This window comes from Marinobacter orientalis (genome assembly GCF_004792665.1).
Classification (GTDB): Bacteria; Pseudomonadota; Gammaproteobacteria; order Pseudomonadales; family Oleiphilaceae; genus Marinobacter; species Marinobacter orientalis.
Genome location: NZ_SRZX01000001.1, coordinates 1688606 through 1709588 on the forward strand (window position 1 = coordinate 1688606; position 20983 = coordinate 1709588).

The 20983-nt window shown below is 59.0% G+C and carries 18 protein-coding genes; 8 read left to right on the forward strand and 10 right to left on the reverse strand.

Annotated elements, in window-relative coordinates; translation table 11 throughout:
- Positions 1 to 50: 50 nt before the first annotated feature.
- Together cls and DIT72_RS07830 are read right to left on the reverse strand one after the other, a co-directional pair.
- Entirely contained in the window at positions 51 to 1487 is a 1437-nt protein-coding gene (cls, locus tag DIT72_RS07825; RefSeq protein WP_407657958.1) for a cardiolipin synthase, read from the reverse strand.
- On the reverse strand, positions 1484 to 2548 hold the full coding sequence (locus DIT72_RS07830; RefSeq protein ID WP_407657959.1) for an AraC family transcriptional regulator: 1065 nt from the start codon (positions 2546 to 2548) through the stop codon (positions 1484 to 1486). The genes cls and DIT72_RS07830 overlap by 4 nt, the downstream gene beginning before the upstream one ends.
- 446 nt (positions 2549 to 2994) lie before the next feature.
- Here DIT72_RS07830 and DIT72_RS07835 point away from each other — a divergent pair, with 446 nt between their 5' ends.
- The 3 genes from DIT72_RS07835 to DIT72_RS07845 all read left to right on the forward strand — a co-directional run bounded on the left by DIT72_RS07835 (position 2995) and on the right by DIT72_RS07845 (position 6062).
- Complete coding sequence (locus tag DIT72_RS07835) at positions 2995 to 3786, forward strand: alpha/beta fold hydrolase (RefSeq protein ID WP_135954593.1); 792 nt, start codon at positions 2995 to 2997, stop codon at positions 3784 to 3786.
- Positions 3787 to 3895: 109 nt separating this feature from the next.
- Positions 3896 to 4987 (forward strand): SMP-30/gluconolactonase/LRE family protein, encoded by a 1092-nt coding sequence (locus tag DIT72_RS07840; RefSeq protein WP_135954594.1) that lies wholly within the window; start codon positions 3896 to 3898, stop codon positions 4985 to 4987.
- An 85-nt stretch (positions 4988 to 5072) separates the two neighbouring features.
- Positions 5073 to 6062, forward strand: coding sequence for an NADP-dependent oxidoreductase (locus DIT72_RS07845; protein WP_135954595.1), 990 nt, complete (start codon positions 5073 to 5075; stop codon positions 6060 to 6062).
- Positions 6063 to 6071: 9 nt separating this feature from the next.
- On the opposite strand, the gene DIT72_RS07850 is transcribed toward DIT72_RS07845, so the two are convergent.
- The 3 genes from DIT72_RS07850 to DIT72_RS07860 form a co-directional block, all read right to left on the reverse strand.
- Entirely contained in the window at positions 6072 to 7919 is a 1848-nt protein-coding gene (locus tag DIT72_RS07850; protein ID WP_135954596.1) for a cation:proton antiporter, read from the reverse strand.
- Positions 7920 to 7949: 30 nt separating this feature from the next.
- Positions 7950 to 8777, reverse strand: a complete 828-nt coding sequence (tcdA, locus tag DIT72_RS07855; RefSeq protein WP_135954597.1) for a tRNA cyclic N6-threonylcarbamoyladenosine(37) synthase TcdA — start codon at positions 8775 to 8777, stop codon at positions 7950 to 7952.
- A gap of 118 nt (positions 8778 to 8895) precedes the next feature.
- Entirely contained in the window at positions 8896 to 10671 is a 1776-nt protein-coding gene (locus DIT72_RS07860) for an acyl-CoA dehydrogenase C-terminal domain-containing protein (protein WP_135954598.1), read from the reverse strand.
- Between the two features lie 161 nt (positions 10672 to 10832).
- Here DIT72_RS07860 and DIT72_RS07865 point away from each other — a divergent pair, with 161 nt between their 5' ends.
- A complete protein-coding gene (locus tag DIT72_RS07865; protein WP_135954599.1) occupies positions 10833 to 11576 on the forward strand; it encodes an SDR family oxidoreductase in 744 nt (247 codons plus the stop codon).
- A gap of 27 nt (positions 11577 to 11603) precedes the next feature.
- Here the strand turns inward: DIT72_RS07865 and DIT72_RS07870 are convergent, their stop codons facing one another.
- The 3 genes from DIT72_RS07870 to speA form a co-directional block, all read right to left on the reverse strand.
- A complete protein-coding gene (locus tag DIT72_RS07870; RefSeq protein WP_135954600.1) occupies positions 11604 to 12248 on the reverse strand; it encodes a ChrR family anti-sigma-E factor in 645 nt (214 codons plus the stop codon).
- Positions 12245 to 12844: a sigma-70 family RNA polymerase sigma factor gene (locus DIT72_RS07875; protein WP_135954601.1), complete on the reverse strand. Its 600-nt coding sequence runs from the start codon at positions 12842 to 12844 to the stop codon at positions 12245 to 12247. Before DIT72_RS07875 ends, DIT72_RS07870 begins: the two co-directional genes overlap by 4 nt.
- Positions 12845 to 12996: 152 nt before the next feature.
- On the reverse strand, positions 12997 to 14907 hold the full coding sequence (gene speA / locus DIT72_RS07880) for a biosynthetic arginine decarboxylase (protein ID WP_135954602.1): 1911 nt from the start codon (positions 14905 to 14907) through the stop codon (positions 12997 to 12999).
- Positions 14908 to 15119: 212 nt separating this feature from the next.
- Here speA and speE point away from each other — a divergent pair, with 212 nt between their 5' ends.
- Complete coding sequence (speE, locus tag DIT72_RS07885) at positions 15120 to 16001, forward strand: polyamine aminopropyltransferase (protein ID WP_135954603.1); 882 nt, start codon at positions 15120 to 15122, stop codon at positions 15999 to 16001.
- 184 nt (positions 16002 to 16185) lie between these two features.
- Here speE and DIT72_RS07890 read toward each other — a convergent pair whose 3' ends face one another.
- Positions 16186 to 17466, reverse strand: coding sequence for an ammonium transporter (locus DIT72_RS07890; RefSeq protein WP_135954604.1), 1281 nt, complete (start codon positions 17464 to 17466; stop codon positions 16186 to 16188).
- Positions 17467 to 17538: 72 nt separating this feature from the next.
- A complete protein-coding gene (gene glnK, locus DIT72_RS07895) occupies positions 17539 to 17877 on the reverse strand; it encodes a P-II family nitrogen regulator (RefSeq protein ID WP_008173268.1) in 339 nt (112 codons plus the stop codon).
- Positions 17878 to 18279: 402 nt separating this feature from the next.
- Between glnK and DIT72_RS07900 the strand changes: the two genes are divergently transcribed.
- The 3 genes from DIT72_RS07900 (at position 18280) to trmB (ending at position 20967) form a co-directional block, all read left to right on the forward strand.
- Positions 18280 to 18534 (forward strand): accessory factor UbiK family protein, encoded by a 255-nt coding sequence (locus DIT72_RS07900; protein ID WP_135954605.1) that lies wholly within the window; start codon positions 18280 to 18282, stop codon positions 18532 to 18534.
- Between the two features lie 59 nt (positions 18535 to 18593).
- Complete coding sequence (locus tag DIT72_RS07905) at positions 18594 to 20117, forward strand: YifB family Mg chelatase-like AAA ATPase (RefSeq protein ID WP_135954606.1); 1524 nt, start codon at positions 18594 to 18596, stop codon at positions 20115 to 20117.
- Positions 20118 to 20250: 133 nt separating this feature from the next.
- A complete protein-coding gene (gene trmB / locus DIT72_RS07910) occupies positions 20251 to 20967 on the forward strand; it encodes a tRNA (guanosine(46)-N7)-methyltransferase TrmB (RefSeq protein ID WP_135954607.1) in 717 nt (238 codons plus the stop codon).
- Positions 20968 to 20983 lie beyond the last annotated feature (16 nt).

Here is a 20983-nt window from a genome sequence, read left to right on the forward strand (position 1 = left end):
CAGGCGGTATCCTGTTCTGGCTGACGTCCATTTGCCTGGCCATCGCATTTTCAGAGCAGGGGGGCTGCCAAGCGGATCGTTCTGCAGGTGAGGCGGAAAGGGATCGAACGGTCCCGGTAATCGCGCTCTGTCATCAGACGACAGCTGGCAAGGTCTTCCTCCAGCATGTGTTTCACACCCTCGACAAAGTCGCCCGCCGTGCTGATGGCGGTAATCTCGAAGTTCAGGCGCATGGACCGGTTATCCAGATTGGCCGTGCCCACGGCCGCGTAACGATGATCCACCAGCACCATCTTCTGGTGCATGAAGCCGGGTTGATACCGGTAGATGCCAATGCCGGCCCGGCTAGCCTGGACCAGGTACGAGTAGGCTGCCAGCCCGATCAGCCAGCTGTCGGGTTTTTCCGGAATGATAATGCGCACGTCCACCCCCCGCAGCGCCGCCAGTTGCAGGGCGTTCATGATCTGGAAGTCGGGCACAAAATAGGGCGAGGCAATCCAGAGCCGGTCACGAGCGTTATTGATGCAGTTCAGGAAAAACAGGGTGCAGGTTTCGTAGGTGTCGGCGGGTCCGGTTGGCAGGATGAGCACTTCCTGATGGCCACGTTCCGGCATCGAAGGTGTCCAGTTGAGATCGGGAATTTCTTCGCTGGCCCAGTCCCAGTCTTCCAGCCAGGCCAGTTGCAGTCCGGTTACCGCCGGCCCGGTGATGCGGCAGTGGCTGTCGCGCCAGGGTTCTTCATCCATGGCGGTGCCCAGATACTCGTCACCCAGGTTGATGCCTCCGACAAAGCCTACCTCTCCATCGCAGACCAGCAGTTTGCGGTGATTGCGGAAGTTCACCTGCAATCGCATGCGGCGGAGGTTGCCATCCCCGAAAGAAGCAACTTTTGCGCCGGCGGCGGCCAGTTCCTTGAGGTATTTCCGGGGGAGCCAGACACTGCCAATGTCGTCGTAAAGAAACCAGACTTCCACGCCCTCGGCGAGTTTGCGTTTCAGTATCGATTTGATTCGCTGGCCGATTTTGTCGGAGCGGACGATATAGAACTCGAGGAGGATGTAACGTCGGGCATTTTCAATGGCATTGAACAGAGCGTCGAAGGTGGCTTCCCCGTCTTTGAGCAGGTCGCACTGGTTGCCTCTGGTAAAGGGTTGCCGGCCCAGCTTGCAGAGAACCTGAAGTTCGTCATGGAAATGCTCTTGATCCCGCTGGCTGATGGATGCGGACTGCTGCTCGAAGCGGTTAAGCAGTTCGGCCATTGCGGCATCGCCGCTTCGGCGCACATTCAGATAGCCTCCGAACCGGTTGCGCCCGAACAGCAGGAACATTGGAACGGCGATGTAGGGCACGCCGATCAGCGCCAGAACCCAGGCAAGTGCACCCTGGGCGGTGCGGTAGGTCATCAGTATCCGGTAGATGCAGGCTGCCGCTGTCAGGTAAATCAGGCCGATGACAGCAGCCAGCCACGAGATATCGGGCAGGGTCATTCTGATGTTTCCCCGGGATCGCGGGATTGGTGGCGGGCCCGGTACTGGGCCGGTGCCATGCCGGTCCAGCGTTTGAACGCCCGGCTGAAGGCGCTGAGCTCGGAAAAGCCCAGCAGGAAAGCGATTTCACCAAGCGCGTAGTGGTCTGATGCGACGTAGCGCAGAGCCTTGTCCTGGCGGACTTCTTCCACCAGTTCGCCAAACCCCAGCCCTTCTTTCTTCAGACGTCGATACAGGGTCTGGCGGCTCATATGGCATTGCTTCGCAAGGGTATCGGCATCGATACGTTCGGTAGCCATCTGACGGGATATCAGCCGCCGGATCTTGCGGCCAAAGGTACGCCGGCCTTGAAGACGGGCCAGCAGTGAGTTGACCTGTTTGAGTACGGCCGAGTACACGTAGGGATTGCGATGAGGAATCGGATGGCTCAGGTGCCGGCTGTTGAAGGCAAGGCGGGTGATGCCGGACCCGAAATAGACGCGGCCACCCAGCAGGTCCTGGTACTTCTTCCCGTAGGACGGTTCGGGATGGGCAATCTCGGCCCACTCGGCAACAATGGAGGAATGGATAAAATGCCGTGTCCGGCACAGGGCAGCTGCAAGCGTCCGGTCCATATCCTGGCGGCAATAATGTCCGGGTGAATCCGCCTGCCAGGTCAGAATGGCCACGTCGCCGGCCTGTTCAAAGCTCAGTGTGACCGACTCGTTGATCAGTCGGTGCAGGCGGACATATTGGGTAACAGCCTCGCCGAGAGTATCGCAATTGAAAAATACGTGGCCGACCAGTCCCATGCGGTCCGGATCGATCACCTGGCCGGCATGAAGGCCGATAGCGGGGTCTCCGGTAACCCGCTCAGCGTATTCCCACAGGCGGTAGTGGTTTTCAGCGGGAATGCGAAGATCAGGGTCGGTCAGTTCAGTGCGACGGAATCCGGTAATCTTCTCCACGGCGGGAAGGTCCAGTACCCCTTGCCGGTCCAGATAGTGAATCAGCGCCAGGGTGCTTGAAGCGGCAACCAGGGGGGATGTGGTGGCTTCTGCCTGGGGAGCGTTCACGGTCACCTTTGTTAAATGGTTAACAGGAATTCATTAATGCTGGCACAAAATGTCAAGCCTGTGGGACAGCCTGTCAATGGTTTATCACGCTAACAACGATAGTATCAAGTCATTAAGTATTCTCATCTGGCCATAATCAGACAGGAGGTGTTTTCATGGATCTGGAAATTTTTGTACCCCGCAACGAACTTGAGCGTTCCAACATTGCCGCGCTGGCGGAATACCTGAACGGTATGTATTACTGCTGATCGCCGGTAGTCTGTATGTTGGAAAGACTCCAGCGTTTATGACCTGAGCCGGGTGAGATCCCGGCTTTTTTTCGCCTTCAGGACCTGTAGCACGTCCCCATGAGTCTGCCCCCTCTTGTGCCTGTGTCCACCGGTGGTAATGTAGTCGGCTGATGGAAGCGCAGTTCGTTCGAAACATGTCCGGTTTTTCAAGAGGCTTTGTTCATGAGTGTTGAGCTCAACTACCGTATTACTGGCGATGGCCAGCCGCTGATCCTGCTGCACGGACTGTTCGGCTCGCTCGATAACCTGGGTGGTATCAGCCGCCGGCTGCAGGATCAGTGGCAGATCCATGCGCTGGATCAGCGCAATCACGGCAGTTCTCCCCATACGGACATCATGGACTACCCGTCAATGGCGGACGACGTCCTCGCCTACATGGATGCCCGGGAACTGGACAAGGTTGCCCTTCTTGGCCACTCGATGGGTGGCAAGACCTCAATGCAGGTGGCGCTCCAGGCACCGGAGCGTGTTGATCGCATCATCGTGGCCGATATCGCGCCGGTGACCTATCGTCCTCGCCATGATGCTGTCCTTGAGGGTCTGACTTCCATTGACCTGGCTACAATCCGTTCGCGGCAGGATGCCGACGAGGTGCTGGCCGACTACGTTGAAGAGCCCGGTGTCAGGCAGTTCCTGCTGAAAAATCTGGTGCGGGTAGCGGACAATGAGCGTAACGATTACCCCGGCACTTATCGCTGGCGGCTGAACCTGCCGGTGATTGAGCAGTGTTACTCCCGGCTTGCCCAGGCGCCGGATGGTGATGGCCCATTTGAGGGGCCGGTGCTGTTTGTCAAGGGTGCCGACTCCGCCTACATCCAGGAGAAGCATCGCGACGAAATTCGCCGGCTTTTCCCCAATGCCGATCTGCGCATTATCAATGGAACGGGGCACTGGTTGCACGCCGAGAAACCTGACAGCTTTGCTGCCCTGTGCCGGCGTTTTCTCAGCGATTAGGGGGCTGAGGCTCCGCCCGGTGGATGATGCCAGTATGGTTTCCAGTTTAGCGACCAGCGGGTGTCTGATAAGGTGACACCATGGTATCTGACAGCAACGGGCGTCATCTATGAAGTGGTTTCTGGGAGCTTTGCTGATCGGGTTTCTGGTATTGGGCAGTTTTTTACTGTCGCCATCCCCCATCAACAGCCAGTCCTGGGATGCCCCCTCGCCACAGCCACTGACCGGTGAGCTGGCCCCGAACGAACGTCTGAGACTGGCAGACCTTTTGGCCAGGGGCGAGGTCTACGGCCCGGAAGACACCGCAGCGGATGATAACGGCGTGCTCTATACCGGCACTCAGGACGGATGGATTGTCCGGGTCTGGCCTGACGGCCGCGTTGAAAAGTGGCTGGAAACGGGTGGCAGGCCTCTGGGTATGGTGTTTGACCATCAGGGCAATCTTATTGTGGCAGATGCCTGGAAGGGCCTGCTGTCCATCGCCCCGGACAGGTCCGTTACCCTGCTGACGCGGGAGGCGGAAGGGCTGCCGTTTCGTTTTACGGACGATGTCGATATTGCCCCCGATGGCAGAATCTATTTCACCGACGCCAGTTCGCGTTTTCATCAGCCGGACTACCTGCTGGATCTTCTGGAAATGCGCCCTCACGGGCGTCTTCTGCGCTATGATCCGCGCACACGAAGAACCGAGGTATTGCTGAGTAACCTGCATTTTGCCAATGGCGTGGCGGTGTCACCGGACGGTGAATACGTGCTGGTCAACGAAACCTGGAAGTACCGTATCCTCAAGTACTGGATAGGCGGCCGCAATCCGGGCCAGGCCGAGGTGTTTGCAGAAAACCTGCCGGGATTTCCCGACAACCTTGCTGTCGATAATGAGGGCCGCTACTGGGTGGCCTTTCCCACCCTGAGAAATCCTCAGGTCGATGCCCTGCACCGGCATCCCTGGCTCAAGGACCTACTGGCCAAACTGCCGGACTATTTTCTGCCGGAGCCCCAGGAGTACGGGCTTGTTGTGGCAATGGACGACAAGGGCGGAGTAATTACCAGCCTTCACGATACCAGCGGCACCCATCTGCAGGAGATCACTTCGGCCAACCCCCACCAGGGCGTGCTCTACTTTGGTTCACTTCACAATGACCGTATTGGCCGGCTGGCGTTGTCCGCCATTCCGGGTCTGGGAGAAGACAATGATGAGTGATGTCACCTTTGATCCCACACCGTGAAGTTTCTGCTAGTCTGAACAGAAGATTCTGTCCTGTCCCTGAAGCTGTCTGGAGAACATCATGGAGAACACCGTTGACGCGAATGCTGGCAACGCCATGCGCCAAGTAGTCTATGACCGGTTTGGCGATGCCGGGGTACTCCGGATCGAGACCTCCCCAATCCCGGAGCCGGGTGCCGAGGAAGTACTGTTCAGGGTTGCCGGTGCCGGGCTTAATCCCATTGACTGGAAAACCCGCAAGGGGCTGGGCTTCGTTGCCCGGCAGATTGAAGACCATCTGCCCTGGACTCCCGGCTTTGATGCTGCCGGTGAAGTGATCGCCGTCGGCAGTGGCGTAACCACCCTGGTGCCCGGCGACCGGGTGATGGGGATGATTGGTTTTCCTGTCAACGGCGGGGGTTATTCCGAGTATGCTGTTGCCCGCGCCGATGAGCTGGCCATCGTGCCGGAAGAGCTGGACCTGGTAACCGCAGGCGCCTTGCCTCTGGCAGCACTGACTGCGTGGCAGGCACTGTTTGAAGTGGCGGAACTGGAAGCGGGCCAGAAAGTACTGATTCATGCCGGTGCCGGCGGAGTCGGCCATTTTGCGGTGCAGTTCGCCCTGGAGCGGGGAGCGCATGTTATCGCCACCGCTTCCGCCAGCAACCGCGATTTCCTGGCCGCTTTCGGTGTCCATGAAGTAATTGACTACCACACCACGGATGTCGTCGACGAATGCTATGGCCTGGATGTAGTGCTGGACCTGGTGGGTGGCGAAACCGGTAAGCGCTCCCTGCATACCCTCAGCGAGCGTGGCGTATTGGTGACCATTCCCACGGTAACGGCAGACGAGATCATCACGGCGGCAGAAGGACTGGGGCTACGGGCCCATGGCATGACGGTACGCCCCGATGTCTTTCATCTTGATGAAATCGCCGAACTGATCGAGGACGGCGATGTGCGGGTTCACATCGACCACACCTTCCCGTTGGATCAGGCGGCCGATGCGCACCGTATGCTGGAGGGGGGGCACGTCAGGGGCAAACTGGTGCTCGACTGCCGTAACCGATAGTGGCCCCTCTCAGGCAGGAGCAGGTTCCTGGCTCTCGCCGATGTGCCGCTCCCTGCGTTCCTTTCTGGGCTGGGGCGGTACCAGGCTGACGAGGGTCCAGTCTTTCTCAGGCTTGATGTCACTGATGCTCTTGACGGGCGTGATGTGCTCGCGGTTGTCCAGCACGAACAGCACGAGCGCCTGCCGATCGTATTTTTTCAGAAAGTCGTCGAACGTAAACTCGTCACTGAGCTGGGTGGTTTTCACTGAATAACCCTGGGCTACCAGACTGGCAAGTTTGGCATAGCTCACTCCTCCGAACAGGCCCCGGGTCATCTGGATTTTCTCGGCGGTCTGATGCCGGGCTTTCTGGTCCTGGTCTCCTTCGGCCAGTGTCAGCACCGAGTCGTTACCGAACCAGTCCAGAAAGTGGTATGTCGCCAGCGAGTTCATGTGCTTGTAAGGGGATATCACCAGCAGGTTACCAATGCCGGTCAGATCCAGGTGGGTGGACGCATGCTCTGACACCGGGTTGCCGAAATACACCTGCAGATCTTCCATGCGCGCCTGTTTGACGTTTTCCCAGTTGGTATCCGCGAGAACGACGGGTACCTCCAGTTTTTTCAGAGCCAGACCGATTTTCCGTGCTACCGGGTTGGCCCCCAGGATGAGGAAGCCGTACTCCCCTGGTTCGGCCACTTTCAGCAGTTTGGCCAGAGGTCTTGCTGTAAGGCTCTGCAGGGTAACGGTGGCAATAATCAACATGAACACCAGCGGCACCAGGGCGCCGGCGCTCTCGTAGCCCAGTTTCTGCAGCTGGAAAGCGAACAACGCCGATACAGCGGCAGCCACGATGCCCCTCGGGGCAATCCAGCTCAGAAACAGCTTGTCCCGCCAGTTGAGGCTGGTGCCGATGGCAGACAGGAAGATGCTTGCCGGGCGTGCTACGAGCATCAATAGCGCCAGCACCAACACCAGGCCCCAGCCCAGCTCGGCAATGGCCGCAAATTCGACCCGCGCGGCAAGGATAATGAACAGAGCGGATATCAGCAGTACGCTCAGGGATTCCTTGAATTCCAGAATGCTGTCGATGGGTACCTGTTTCATGTTGGCCATCCAGATGCCCATCACGGTCACTGTCAGCAGTCCGGACTCATGGGCCATCTCGTTCGACAGCGCGTAGACGCCGAGCATGAATGTCAGCGTGCCGGCGTTGTGCAGGTACTGGGGTAACAGGTGTTTGCGCAGGGCGATGCCATTGAGCCAACCCGCGACCGCACCAAGGATAAAGCCCACCGCCAGGGTTTTTCCGAAGATGTACATGGAATGGCCGAACACATTGCCCTGGCCCCAGGATACGATGCCCTCAAAAACCAGAACCGCCAGCAGGGCTCCTACCGGGTCAATGATAATGCCTTCCCAGCGCAGGATGTTGGCGAGTTTGGCATCGGGCCTGACGGATCGCAGCAGGGGGGCGATAACCGTTGGGCCGGTGACGATGGAGATGGCACCGAACAGCAGCGCGACCTCCCAGGACACATCCAGAATCCAGCGTGCGGCAAGGGTGCCGATAAAGCAGGTGACGATGGAGCCGACGGGAATCAGGTTACGGACCATCTTGCCGTGGCCGCGGATTTCTTCATAGCGCAGAGTCAGGCTACCCTCGAACAGGATGATGGCCACCGCCAGGGAAATGACCGGAAACAGCAGGTCCCCAAAGACTTGTTCCGGATTCAGAAAGCCCAGCAATGGACCGGCCGCAATACCGCCGGCCAGCAGGAACAGGATGGCCGGCATGCGAACGCGCCAGGCGAGCCACTGGCAGAACAGGGAAAGCACACCAATGGAGGCAAGTAGAAAGACAGTGCTGACGGTCATAATGGGGTCAGTTCCGTTGCGTCGTGGGGGTTAGTTCTGCTGTCTGGCCGGAGGGGTTGCGGCGGTGTCTGACTCTGCTTTGCGTGCGAGCCTGGCCAATAGCCTGGCTGCCGCAAAAAAACCAAAGCTGGCGGTAACCGGGCTGGCGGCGCCGAATCCGGACGCGCAATCCAGGCGGACAGGGCCGTCTGTGGCCGGCTTCTGGAGGCAGACCTCACCGTCTCCTGCAGGATACGTGAGCTGTTCCAGGGAGTACACGGCTTCAATGCCGAAACGGCGCTTGGGGTTGCGAGAGAATCCATATTCCCGCCTCAACAGGTTCCGGACCTTGGCCAGCAGAGGATCCTGAGTGGTTTTGCTGAGGTCGCTGACGCGGATCTGGGTCGGGTCCATCTGGCCACCGGCGCCGCCGGCACACACCAGCGGTACTTTTCGCCGCTGGCAATGTGCGATCAGTGCCGCCTTGGCCTTGACGCTATCAATAGCGTCAACCACCCCTGACATCTCCGGGGTAATCAGTTCGCTGACGTTTCTGGTGTTGAGGAACCCGAAATGGACACGGATATCGGCTTCCGGATTGATGCCCCTCAGGCGCTCCGCCATGGCATCGGTTTTGGTACGACCGTACTGGCCTGCCAGCGCGTGAAGCTGGCGGTTGGTGTTGGACACGCAGATATCGTCCATATCGATCAGCGTCAAGGTACCAATGCCGGAGCGGGCCAGGGCCTCGGCAGCCCACGAGCCGACACCACCGAGGCCGACGATGGCGATGTGGGCCTGTCGGAAGCGCTCCAGGGCCCTGCGGCCATACAGTCGCTCGATACCGCCGAAGCGGAAGTGGAAATCGTCACCCGTCATGCTGCATCTCCGCTCAAAAGCCCCGATTGTAACCCAGCCCGGCGGGCCGTCTCTAATCGCCGGACATAAAAAGGCCACGCAAGAGCGCGGCCTGTAAGCGATTGCCTGAAAAGGCGGTTCAGGCGGACCAGTGGTCGTCCCCGAAAGCCATGAGCGAGTCTTTTCCGCTTTCGATATCCTGCTGCAGCCACTGGATTTCCGGTAACAGTTTCTCGAAGTAGAAACGGGCCGAGACCAGTTTGCCCTCCAGCAGGGGCCTGTTGCCTCCGCCGGCCTCCAGTTGTGCCTGCGCCACGCCGGCCATGCGGGACCAGAGATAGGCAATGACGGTCAGCGCCATCAGGCGAAGGTAAGGGCTGGCCGCAGCGCCAGCCTGTTCAGGATCGCCGGGAGCGTTACTGGCAATCCACACCGTCGCCGACTCCAGCGACCTGATCGCGCCCTTGAGTTCCTCCCGGTGTGGAGCTTGCGGGTTCTCCTTCAGGTAAGAGGTCATTTCGGTGAACAGGGTACGTACCAGTTGCCCGCCCTTGAGGCCGAGCTTGCGGCCCACCAGATCCATTGCCTGTATGCCGTTGGTGCCCTCATAAATCCTTGCTATGCGGCCATCCCGGACAAGTTGCTCCAGTGGCCAGTCCGTTGTAAAGCCGGAACCGCCCAGCACCTGCAGACCGGTATTGGCATTGTTGAACCCTTCGTCGGTAAGGAAGGATTTCACCACCGGCGTGAGCAACTGAACCAGGTCATCCGCAGATTCGCGTACGGACCCATCACCGTGAGCCACCGACAGGTCCAGCTTGTGGCCGGTGAACAGCGCCAGCGCACGCATACCTTCATTGAGCACCTTCTGGCGCATCAGCATGCGGCGAACATCCGGGTGCACGATGATCGGGTCTGCCGGGCCATCCGGATTCCTGGGGCCGCTCGGTGAGCGGCTCTGCAGACGCTCGCGGGCAAAGCCCAGGCTCTCCTGGTAGGCCATCTCCGCCAGACCCAGGCCCTGCATGCCCACCATCAGGCGGGCCTCGTTCATCATGGTGAACATGGCGCGCATGCCATCATTGGGCTCGCCCACCAGCCACCCTCTGGCGCCTTCAAAGTTCATTACGCAGGTTGCCGAACCCTTGATGCCCATCTTGTGTTCCAGGCCACCGCAGAAAACGGGATTGCGGTCGCCGGAATCCGCAAGCACCTTGGGTACCACGAACAGGGAGATGCCCTTGGTTGTGTCCGGTGCGCCGGGCAGCTTGGCCAGTACCAGGTGTACAATGTTGTCGACCAGGTCGTGCTCCCCGCCAGTGATCCAGATCTTGGTGCCTTCGATGGCATAGGAACCATCGTCGTTGGGGGTGGCGCGAGTACGGATCAGACCCAGGTCTGTGCCACACTGGGGTTCGGTCAGGCACATGGTGCCCGTCCACTGGCCGGAAATCAGCTTTTCCAGGTAGGTATCTTTCAGCTCTTCGGAGCCATGGGCATAGAGGGCAGTGATCGCGCCGTGGGTGAGCCCCGGGTACATGCCCAGGGACAGGTTGGTCGAGCACACCATCTCATCCACTACGAATTTCAGGGTATGGGGCAGCCCCTGGCCACCATACTGCAGAGGTGCATCCAGTGCTGTCCAGCCGCCTTCGACGAACCTGGTGTAAGCCTCACGGAATCCGTCCGGCGTCGTCACCTCACGGGTTTCAGGATCGTACTGACAACCCTGGCGGTCGCCGACCTGATTGGTGGGCTGGATCACTTCTGCCGCCAGTTTGCCGGCTTCGTCGATTACTGCCGAAATCAGGTCGGGTGTGGCGTCTGCGTATTTTTCCAGTTCATGCAGTCTGTCCACGCCAAGGACATCAAACAGTAAAAAGCGAAGGTCGTTCGCGGGGGCCTGGTATTGCATGAAAGTCTCTCCTCAATGCAGCAAGTTGTGTCAACGCCTGTATTCATACGCTCGTTTTAATCTCCGGTTCACCGAACGAGCCGGTCTGACAGGGAATATGTTCGTATCACTTTAGTGGGTTCATTTAATCGACGGGCAAGCCCCGTCATACGGGAGTTTCTATGACACAGGTGTTGATTGCCGGGGTATCAGGCGCCATTGGCCATGCCATCGCAGAGCGGCTGCTGGCAACGGATCCGGAACTGTCGATTGTAGGGCTCTGTCGTGACCCGTCTGCTGTCAGCTTCGGTGAAAAGCAGGCGGAACGGGTTACGTTGGTACCCTGGGACGCGGCCGGAACTGGCGGCGCCGATGCCATGGCGGAAAAACTGAAAGAAATGCTGCCGGCAGAATCGGGGCTGGACACGCTCATCTACGCGGCGGGGATACTGCACGGCCCCGCCATGAGCCCTGAAAAGCGACTGGAAGACCTGGATGCCCGGGCATTTGCCCATGCGTTTGCGGTAAACGCGACCGGCTTTGCGATGCTGGTTCAGGCGGTCTCACCCTGGCTTCGTCACCGGCGCTTCAAGCGTATAGTGGCAGTATCTGCCAAGGTCGGGTCGATTACCGACAATGGCTTCGGGGGCTGGTATGCCTATCGCAGCTCCAAGGCAGCGCTGAATATGCTGGTGCGCAACCTGTCAATTGAGTTGCCCAGGAAATACCGCCCGCTGGCCTGTGTTGCCGTACATCCCGGGACGACCCTGTCGCCACTGAGCAAACCTTTTACCCGGTCGCTGGCACAACTTCAGGTCCATGAGCCCGCAGCAACGGCAGAAAATATTCTGCATGTAATGGAAGATCTTACAGAAGACGACAACGGAACCTTCCTGAGCTGGGATGGTTCCCCTATTCCATGGTGAGGGAAAGCGCTGAGGCGGTAAACCGTCTCAGCGTATGAAGGGGTTCAGTAAGCGGGTGAAGGTGCCGGTCAGTTTTACCGGTGCGCTCAGCACCGACAGGGTAATGCAGTCTTCGCAACCTACCGCCACAGGCTTGTGATCATCTTCCTCGTTGAGAACAACAAAATCCCACTGGTTGAACACGCCCTTGTGATCCGCAAATGCGCCCTGAAGAACAATGGTGGTTTCGTCACCGCGATGGGTGTGGGCAGGGGCTTTTCCGCCCGCTGCCAGCTTCTGCAGCACAACCTGTTCCCTCTGGCCCGGGAACTTCTCGCTGATATCCAGTACACTGACGTCACCCAGCTGACGCTTCCACGGCAGCGCGTTGAGGTCTTCGCCCAGCAGCTTCTGCAGCGGGCTCACGCGCTTCGTGCGGCTGCTGATGTATTTCTCCGTCATATCCGGCTCGCTGTCGATGCGCGACAGAATGGAGTCAAACATGTCCGATGAAACACCTACTTGCGGCTGGTTTTCCATCATCACCGCACCCAGGCTGTCCAGCGTATCAACGCGGCTGCGGCAGTGCGGGCACTGGTCCAGATGAAGGCGAATACACAGAGCGTGGGGCTCACTTAGATTGCCCGCGCTATAGTCCATCAGGGATAGCGTGTCTGGATGATGCCGTGTCATACGTTCTGGTCCTGCAAAATCACTTTCAGTTTGTTCAGTGCCAGGCGAACCCGGCTCTTGACGGTACCCAACGGTATATTAAGCTCATCGGCCACCATCTGGTGTGACTTGCTTTCCATGTAAACTTTGGCAATAACAGTAATCTGTTCTTCCGGGAGCTGGCTGAGCGATTCTCTCACCCGCCGCTCCGACATCAGCCTGTGCAGCGATGTGACCGGCTCATCGTCGTTCTCTCCGGGGATCTGCCACAGATCTTCAGTCTCAACCGGCATTTCTGCGCTGGTACGCTTCATCTTGCGGAGCATATCGATCCGCTGGTTACGGGCAATGGTGAAAATCCAGGTGGATGCCGCAGCCTTGCGCCAGTCGTAAAGGCAGGAGCGCCGCCAGATGGACACAAACACTTCCTGTACCAGCTCTTCGGCATGACTCGCCAGCCCGTTAGCCATGGCGTAGTACTTTATCTGCGGGCCAAAATGCTCGAACAGGGCATGGTAGGCCTGGCGGTCCTGGTTCTTTCCCACCTTTAAAAGCAACTGGCTCCAGGGATCCTTACGGCCCTCGCCCCGTGCCGGTTTCTGATCCAGTGTCGTCACCGGACGCTCCTTGACTGTCGCATGATTCGAGATTGGTCTGGTCATCATTCTATGCACTCGCCACGGGTTTGTCAGTGCCAGTTAATACGGGGCGGGCGGACAGCCGGATCAGCGCGGGCGAGTTATTTGTGAATTTTTTCGTAACTGCCGGCTCATTCTTCCAGGTAGGTATAGCCCTCCAGTCCGTTGCCGAGCTCCTCGAGCAGGCTGGCCTGTTCCCCGTCCGGCAGTCCGCTGGCGGCAAACTTCTGCTGATAGGCCCGCAGCAGGGCAGCGGGTTCAAAGTTTACATACTGCAGCACCCTGGCCACGGTATCGCCGTGGATCGGCTCGCTTACAGTGTGGCCTCCGCCGGCGTTCCGCCGCACGTCCACCGAGTGGGTGTCGCCGAACAGGTTGTGCATATCCCCCAGGATCTCCTGGTAGGCACCGGTCATGAAAAAGCCCATCAACATGGGTTCCTCCGGAGTATCTTCCGGCAGGGGAAAAGTGGTCTCGATGCCCTGGCCGTCCACATAGCGGTCGATCCGTCCATCGGAGTCGCAGGTAATGTCCTGAATAACCGCTCGCCGGTTCAGGGGGCGATTCAGACCGTTGATCGGCATGATCGGGAAAATCTGGTCGATGCCCCAGACATCCGGCAGCGACTGGAACAGCGAGAAGTTCACAAACAGCTTTTCTGCCAGCTTCTCGTTGAGCTCGTCAATAATCTCCCGGTGCGCCCGGTTGTCTGAGTTCAACTGCTTCCGCAACGCCCGGCAGCAGGTGGTATAGATCGTTTCCGCCCGGGCGCGGTCGGCCAGTGACAACAGGCTATGGGCAAACTGGGTGTGTACATCTGCCATGGCATGAAGCACGTCGTGGTATATCTCCGCCAGGGATCGGGGGGAGCGTTCGCTCTGAAGGCTTTCCAGATCCCGCCAAAGATCCTGCAGTGGCGCCGGAGAATCACTGGCCGGCTGCTCGGGATGGCGCCTGTCGGGCACCTCACGGTCGATAACATTGGTCACCAGGACGGAATGGTGGGCAGTCAGTGCCCGGCCGGATTCGCTGATCAGGTTGGGGTGGGGGATGCCTGTCCGCTCACACTCCGACTGCAGTATGTGCACCACGTTGTAAGCGTACTCGTGCACGCTGTAGTTCATGGAGCAACTGCTGCGGGAACGGGTACCCTCGTAGTCCACACCAAGGCCACCACCGATATCCACCGTGCCCACCGGTGCACCCATCTGGCGCAACTCACTGTAGAAGCGGGCACATTCCCGCAGCCCGGTCTGGATATCACGAATATTGGCTATCTGCGAGCCCAGGTGAAAATGCAGCAACTGCAGGGACTCCAGGGCGCCGGCGTTGCGCAGGGTCGTGACCACATCCAGCACCTGGCTGGCAGAGAGGCCGAATTTTGACTTCTCACCGCCGGTATTCTGCCAGTTCCCCTTGCCAATCGTCGCGAGACGGACACGCACACCGATCAGGGGCGTGACACCGAGACGACGGGCCTGCTCCAGAATCAGCGGCAGCTCGGACTGTTTCTCTACCACAATAAACACCCGGTGACCGAGCTTCTGCCCGATGAGTGCCAGCCGGATATATTCCCGGTCCTTGTAACCGTTGCAGACAATTACCGATCCTGGTTGTTGCGACAGCGCCAGAACGGCCATCAGCTCGGGTTTGCTGCCCGCCTCCAGACCGATCTGGTTATCGCTGGCGGCCGGTTCTGCGCACAGAAGTTCCTCAACCACTCGCCGTTGCTGATTCACCTTGATGGGGTAGACCGCCGTGTAGGCGCCCTGGTACCCCTGCTCCCGGGCAACCTTGTTAAACGCCCCGCAGAGTTTGTTGACCCGGTCGTGGAGAATATCGGTAAAGCGGATCAGCACCGGCAACTGCACCCCGCTGCTGACCAGAGACCGGGTCAGGTCCGGCAGGTTGATGTCCTCGCCGCTGTCACCTCTGTCTGGCCGGATCAACACCTCGCCACGGACATTCACATCGATATAGCCATCGCTCCAGTGGGCGATGTTGTACACCTTGTGGGCGGCGCTGCCGGTCGGTTCATTCATGAGGCTGTCCTGTGCTGAATCCGGAGCCGGCACCGTGCCGGCTTATGGCGGTCATTGTATGGATTCCACCGGCTTGCTGAAAGAACCCCGCCTGAAAAACCGTGGCCTGCCACGATGATTGTCCTTTAGGTGTGGCAGCTCCCCACCTACAATACCCTCAACAGGACCCCCCCAACAGGAACAGGCTAGACACGTAAATCCGGAGACATGAAATGACTGCACTGAACGACGGCTGGTTTACCGAGGTATTCCAGGACCAGGGAACTGCCTTTTCCCTGCAGGTAAAGAAGAAACTTCACGAGGAGCAGACCCGGTTCCAGAAGCTGGAAATATGGGAAACGGAAACCTTCGGCAATCTGATGGTGCTGGACGGCTGCGTGATGCTGACCAGTCGTGACAACTTCCTCTACCACGAAATGATGACCCATCCGGCGCTGTTCACCCACCGGGATCCCAGAAAGGTTGTCATCGTCGGCGGTGGTGACTGCGGCACCCTGAAAGAAGTCCTCAAGCACCCCGGTGTGGAAGAGGCGTGGCAGGTGGAAATCGACGAGCGCGTCACCCGTGTCTCCGAACAGTATTTCCCCGAACTGTGCGAATCCAACACCGACCCCCGCGCCAACTTCTTCTTCGGCGACGGTATCCAGTGGATCCGGGACGCGGTACCGGAAAGCCTGGATGTCATCATCATTGACAGCACCGACCCGGTAGGCCCCGCCGAGGGCCTGTTCGCGCTGGACTTCTACCGCGACTGCATGATCGCACTGCGCGAGGGTGGCATAATTGTCCAGCAGAGCGAATCACCGCTGCTGCACACCAACACCATCATCAAGACCATTCACGACGACATGAAAAAGGCCGGATTCGATCACGTTCGCACCCTGCCGTTCCCGCAGCCGGTTTACCCCACAGGGTGGTGGAGCTGCACTATGGCTGGGAAGGAAAAGCCGGTTGTGTACTTCCGGGAGGAAGACGCGGATCAGCGGCCGTTTGTGACCCGGTATTACAACGCTGATATTCATCGTGGGGCCTTGGCGATGCCGCAGTTCATGGTGGATGCGTTGGAGGATGAGGTTATGTCGAGCGAAAGGTAGGGGTTAGCCGGGAGTGGGGGTGTCGGATTACGGCTTCGCCTGATCCGACCTACGGGAGGTAAACCCCGAGGTTGGCGGGGAAGCGGGCCCTGCCCGCTTCCGTCACCTCCAGGAACCGTTAACTCCGAAGCAAAAAAGAGGGGCGCCCGTGGGCGCCCCTCTTTCGCTCCGGTGTCAGCCGATATTACTTGCTGCTGACAAACTCCGGATAGGCTTCCATGCCACACTCGGACAGATCCACACCTTCGTACTCTTCCTCCTCGGTGACCCGGATACCCATGACCGCCTTGAGGATGCCCCAGACAATCAGGCTGGCTACGAAGACCCAGACGAAGATGGTGAGCATGCCGATCAGCTGGCCCATGAAGGTTGCATCCGCGTCCGACAGGAGAACCGCGAAGATGCCCCAGATGCCAACCACACCGTGCACCGAGATAGCACCGACCGGATCATCGACACGCATCTTGTCGAGCGTGACGATCGAGAACACCACAATGATGCCGCCGATTGCACCGATAATGGTTGCCAGCAGGGGTGAAGGATCAGCAGGCTCGGCAGTAATTGCCACCAGGCCAGCCAGGGCCCCGTTCAGGGCCATGGTCAGGTCGGCCTTGCCGAACATGATGCGGGCAACGATCAGCGCGCCGATCAGGCCGCCGGCGGCCGCCGCATTGGTGTTCAGGAACACGTTGGCAACCTCGTTGGCCACGCCGACACCACCAAGCTTGAGGGTAGAACCGCCGTTGAAGCCGAACCAGCCCATCCACAGGATAAAGGTACCGAGCGTAGCCAGCGGCAGATTGGCGCCCGGGATAGCGTTGATCTGGCCCTTCGAGCCGTACTTGCCTTTACGGGCACCCAGCAGAATCACACCTGCCAGGGCAGCCGCAGCACCAGCCATGTGCACAATGCCGGAACCGGCGTAGTCGCTGTAGCTGAGCTCGTACAGGCCGAAGACCGCGTCGCCGTTCCAGGTCCAGGAACCCTGCATCGGGTAGATGAAGCCACACATGACAACGGCAAATGCCAGGAAGGCCCAGAGCTTCATGCGCTCAGCAACGGCACCGGAAACGATAGACATGGCGGTGGCCACGAATACCACCTGGAAGAAGAAATCAGAAGCCCCGCTGTATTCACCCATGTCGCCAAAACCGGACTCGGTAGAAGCGGCAATTACGCTGGCAACGGCTGCGTCGTCCATTTCAGCAACGGTGGTGATGCCGCTGAGGAAAAGGCCACCATCGTACATGATGTCGTAGCCGACGATCAGGTACATGGTACAGGCGACTGCAAACAGGGAAATGTTCTTGGTCAGGATTTCAGTGGTGTTCTTGGCACGCACCAGGCCTGCTTCCAGCATCGAGAAGCCTGCGGCCATCCACATGACCAGGGCGCCGCAAATCAGAAAGTAGAAGGTATCCAGCGCATACTGGAGTTCAAAAATATGATTGAGATTGCTTTCCATGTGAAGCCCTCCGCACGAGGCTTTTCAGGTTATAGATTTTTTGCGTTGGCTGGCTGGTAGATCAGACTGTGATCAGACCGCTTCTTCGCCGGTTTCCCCGGTTCGGATCCGGATAGCCTGCGCCAGTTCGGTCACAAAAATTTTGCCGTCACCGATTTTTCCGGTGTTGGCGGCCTTGGTGATGGATTCGATGACCTGGTCCAGGAGGTTGTCGCCAATAGCAACTTCAACCTTGACCTTGGGCAGGAAGTCCACCACGTACTCTGCGCCACGGTAGAGCTCGGTATGACCCTTCTGGCGACCGAAGCCTTTGACTTCAGTGACCGTTACGCCTTGTACGCCAATCTCGGATAGTGCCTCACGGACATCATCCAACTTGAAAGGCTTGATGATCGCTGTCACAAGTTTCATTGCTTTCTCCTTGGTAAAGACGTCTCAACATCTGGAACTATTCGGCCCGTTGTTGAGGTCGGGATGCTGCCACCTCGCACATCAATTGTGCGGATTGCGTACAAGGCTTTTAGCATCGGGTGTGCCAACGCAAAAAATAATAATAATATCAGTGTATTGAGTATATGATGATCCAAAGTGGACCGTCGCTGCGCACCAATTAAGGGCGCGCCTGACTGCAGCGAACCATAATAAGGCACAACTCAGGTGCGATCATTCAGGTGCGCTGCAGCCGCATTATACTGCCTACAGGGTACATTATGGCAGGGCAGGCAATGTGTTACACTCCCGTCCTTGATACCGGTGCCGGATCCGGGCCGGGTTCAACAGGATTCCAGAGAGTTCAAGCCAGTGAGGTGATTTGTGAAAGGTCCCCAGGATTTCTTTACCCAGCTCCAGGGCCAGTTCGGCCAGTTTGTTCCGGATATGGCACGTGCGGCCCGAGAGGATTTTGAGGCTCAGGCCCGTGCAACTGTCATGACTGTGCTGTCGCGCCTGGAGTTGGTGACCCGTGAAGAGTTTGATGCCCAGCAAGCAGTACTGATGAAAACACGGGAGAAGGTTGAGGCGCTGGAGAAGCGCGTGGCCGAGCTGGAACAGCAGTTCCCGAAAAACTGACGGGCAGGAAGCCCGGCAGGCGGCTGAGCCGCCAGTGCCCGTAACCATGGAAGGTTGTTATGTTTGCCGTTGTCCACACCCGCGCCAGCATTGGCGTATCCGCGCCGTCTGTCACTGTTGAAGTCCACCTGTCCGGCGGCCTGCCGGCGCTTTCCATCGTCGGACTTCCGGAAACAGGCGTTCGTGAAAGCCGCGAGCGCGTTCGCAGCGCGCTGCTCAATGCCGGCTTCGAGTTCCCCGCCCGCAGAATAACCATTAACCTGGCTCCCGCTGATCTGCCCAAAGAGGGTGGGCGCTTTGACCTGCCCATTGCCCTGGGTATCCTCGCCGCTTCGGGGCAGATCCCTGCAGAGAGTCTTGCGCATTACGAGTGCGTAGGAGAGTTGTCCCTTGATGGTGCATTGCGCCCTCTCAAGGGTGTGCTCCCCGCCGTATTGGCAGCGCGCAACGAAGGCCGCCAGCTACTGATTCCCCAGGCCAATGCTGCTGAAGCAGCACTTGCCAGCCAGGACGACGTGCTGCCCGCCGGGCATCTGCTGACGGTGTGCGAGCATCTCTGCGAGCGGGCCCGCATTTCACCGGTGCGGGCAGCTATACCGGATGAGGGTGTCAGGCCTGGCCCGGATCTGGCGGATGTGCGTGGCCAGAACGTGCCGCGCAGAGCACTGGAGATTGCGGCCGCTGGCGGACACAACCTGCTGATGTTTGGTCCGCCGGGAACCGGCAAAAGCATGCTCGCCAGCCGCCTGCCCGGCATTCTGCCACCGTTGACGACGGAGTCCGCTCTGGAGGTCGCCAGCATTCATTCAGTGGCCGGCCTGCCGGTTCAGGATGGGGACTGGTGCCGGCCACCTTACCGGGCTCCGCATCATACCGCCTCATCCGTTGCCATGGTCGGTGGTGGCAGCAGCCCGCGGCCAGGGGAAATTTCGCTGGCCCACCGTGGTGTCCTGTTTCTGGACGAACTGCCGGAGTTCGGCCGACGGGTACTGGAGGTGCTGAGGGAACCCATGGAATCCGGCGAGATTGCTATCAGCCGGGCTGCGCGGCAGGTGACTTTTCCTGCCCGCTTCCAGGTGGTCGCGGCCATGAACCCCTGCCCCTGCGGCTACCTGGGACACCCGACGATCGAATGCCAGTGCACGCCGCCCCAGGTACTCCGTTATCGGGCAAAAATATCCGGGCCGTTGTTGGACCGCTTCGACCTGCATGTGGAGGTTCCGGTGCAGAGCGGTGAAGTACTGATGCAGCGCGAAGGAGATGGCGAGTCCAGTGCTATTGTTCGGCAACGCGTGAATCTGGCGCGGCGACGACAGCTTCAACGGGGGGCAGTGAACGCGGCCTTGGGCGGCAGCGAGCTTCATGACCATTGCCGGGTGGACGAGGCGGGCGAAACCATGTTGGCGGGGGCCATGGAACGGTTGGGGCTCTCAGCCCGGGCCTTACACCGCATTCTCAGGGTGGCGCGAACCCTGGCTGACCTGGAGGGCCAGGAACGTATAGGTCGCGGTCATCTGGTGGAAGCTCTGGGCTATCGTAAGCTGGACCGGCAGCAGACACGCAATGCACAGGTATCCGTATGATCGGGCTCCGGTCCTGCAGGGGCTGACGAGTGCAGAAAGCTGGCGGTATAGTGGCGTCTGCAGCGAGTCAGTCTGGTAAACTGCCCACATAACCCATTGAGATGAACCGCGAGCGAGCGGCTGAGGACGTCAGATGACCGATCACAATGATGTTTCCGGCGATTCACCTGTTACCCGGCGCCGTGGCGTGCGCAGTTTTGTATTGCGCCAGGGCAGAATGACGGAAGGCCAGAAGAAGGCTTACGAGCGCAGTTGGCCCAAGTATGGCCTGACCCGTGAGCACGGGATGATTGATCCGCGGGAGGTGTTTGGCCGGGATAATATGCTCAATCTTGAAATCGGCTTCGGTATGGGAAAATCCCTGGCAGACATGGCGGAAGCGGCGCCGGAGCAGGATTTTATCGGTGTGGAGGTCCACCTTCCGGGTGTGGGTGCCCTGTTAAAGGAAATAGAAGACAGGGGCCTGGAAAACATCCGGATCTATGCCATTGATGCCAATGATGTGATTGACCTGTGCCTGCCCGATGCGGCTCTGGACAGGGTAATGGTGTTTTTCCCGGATCCGTGGCACAAGAAACGGCATCACAAACGCCGCTTGATCCAGCATGACTTTGTTCAGCGCCTGCGCCATAAACTTCGGGTGGGCGGTATCCTGCATCTGGCAACAGACTGGGAGAACTACGCAGAATACATGATGGAAATCATGAGTGAGTCGGAAGGCTTCGCCAATACTCAGGAACCGGGGCTGTACTCCCCCCGTCCCGAGGATCGCCCGGTGACCAAGTTCGAGAAACGTGGCGAGAATCTGGGGCACGGGGTCCGGGACCTGGTGTTCTATCGCACCAACTAGAATAGAACCTGCCGCT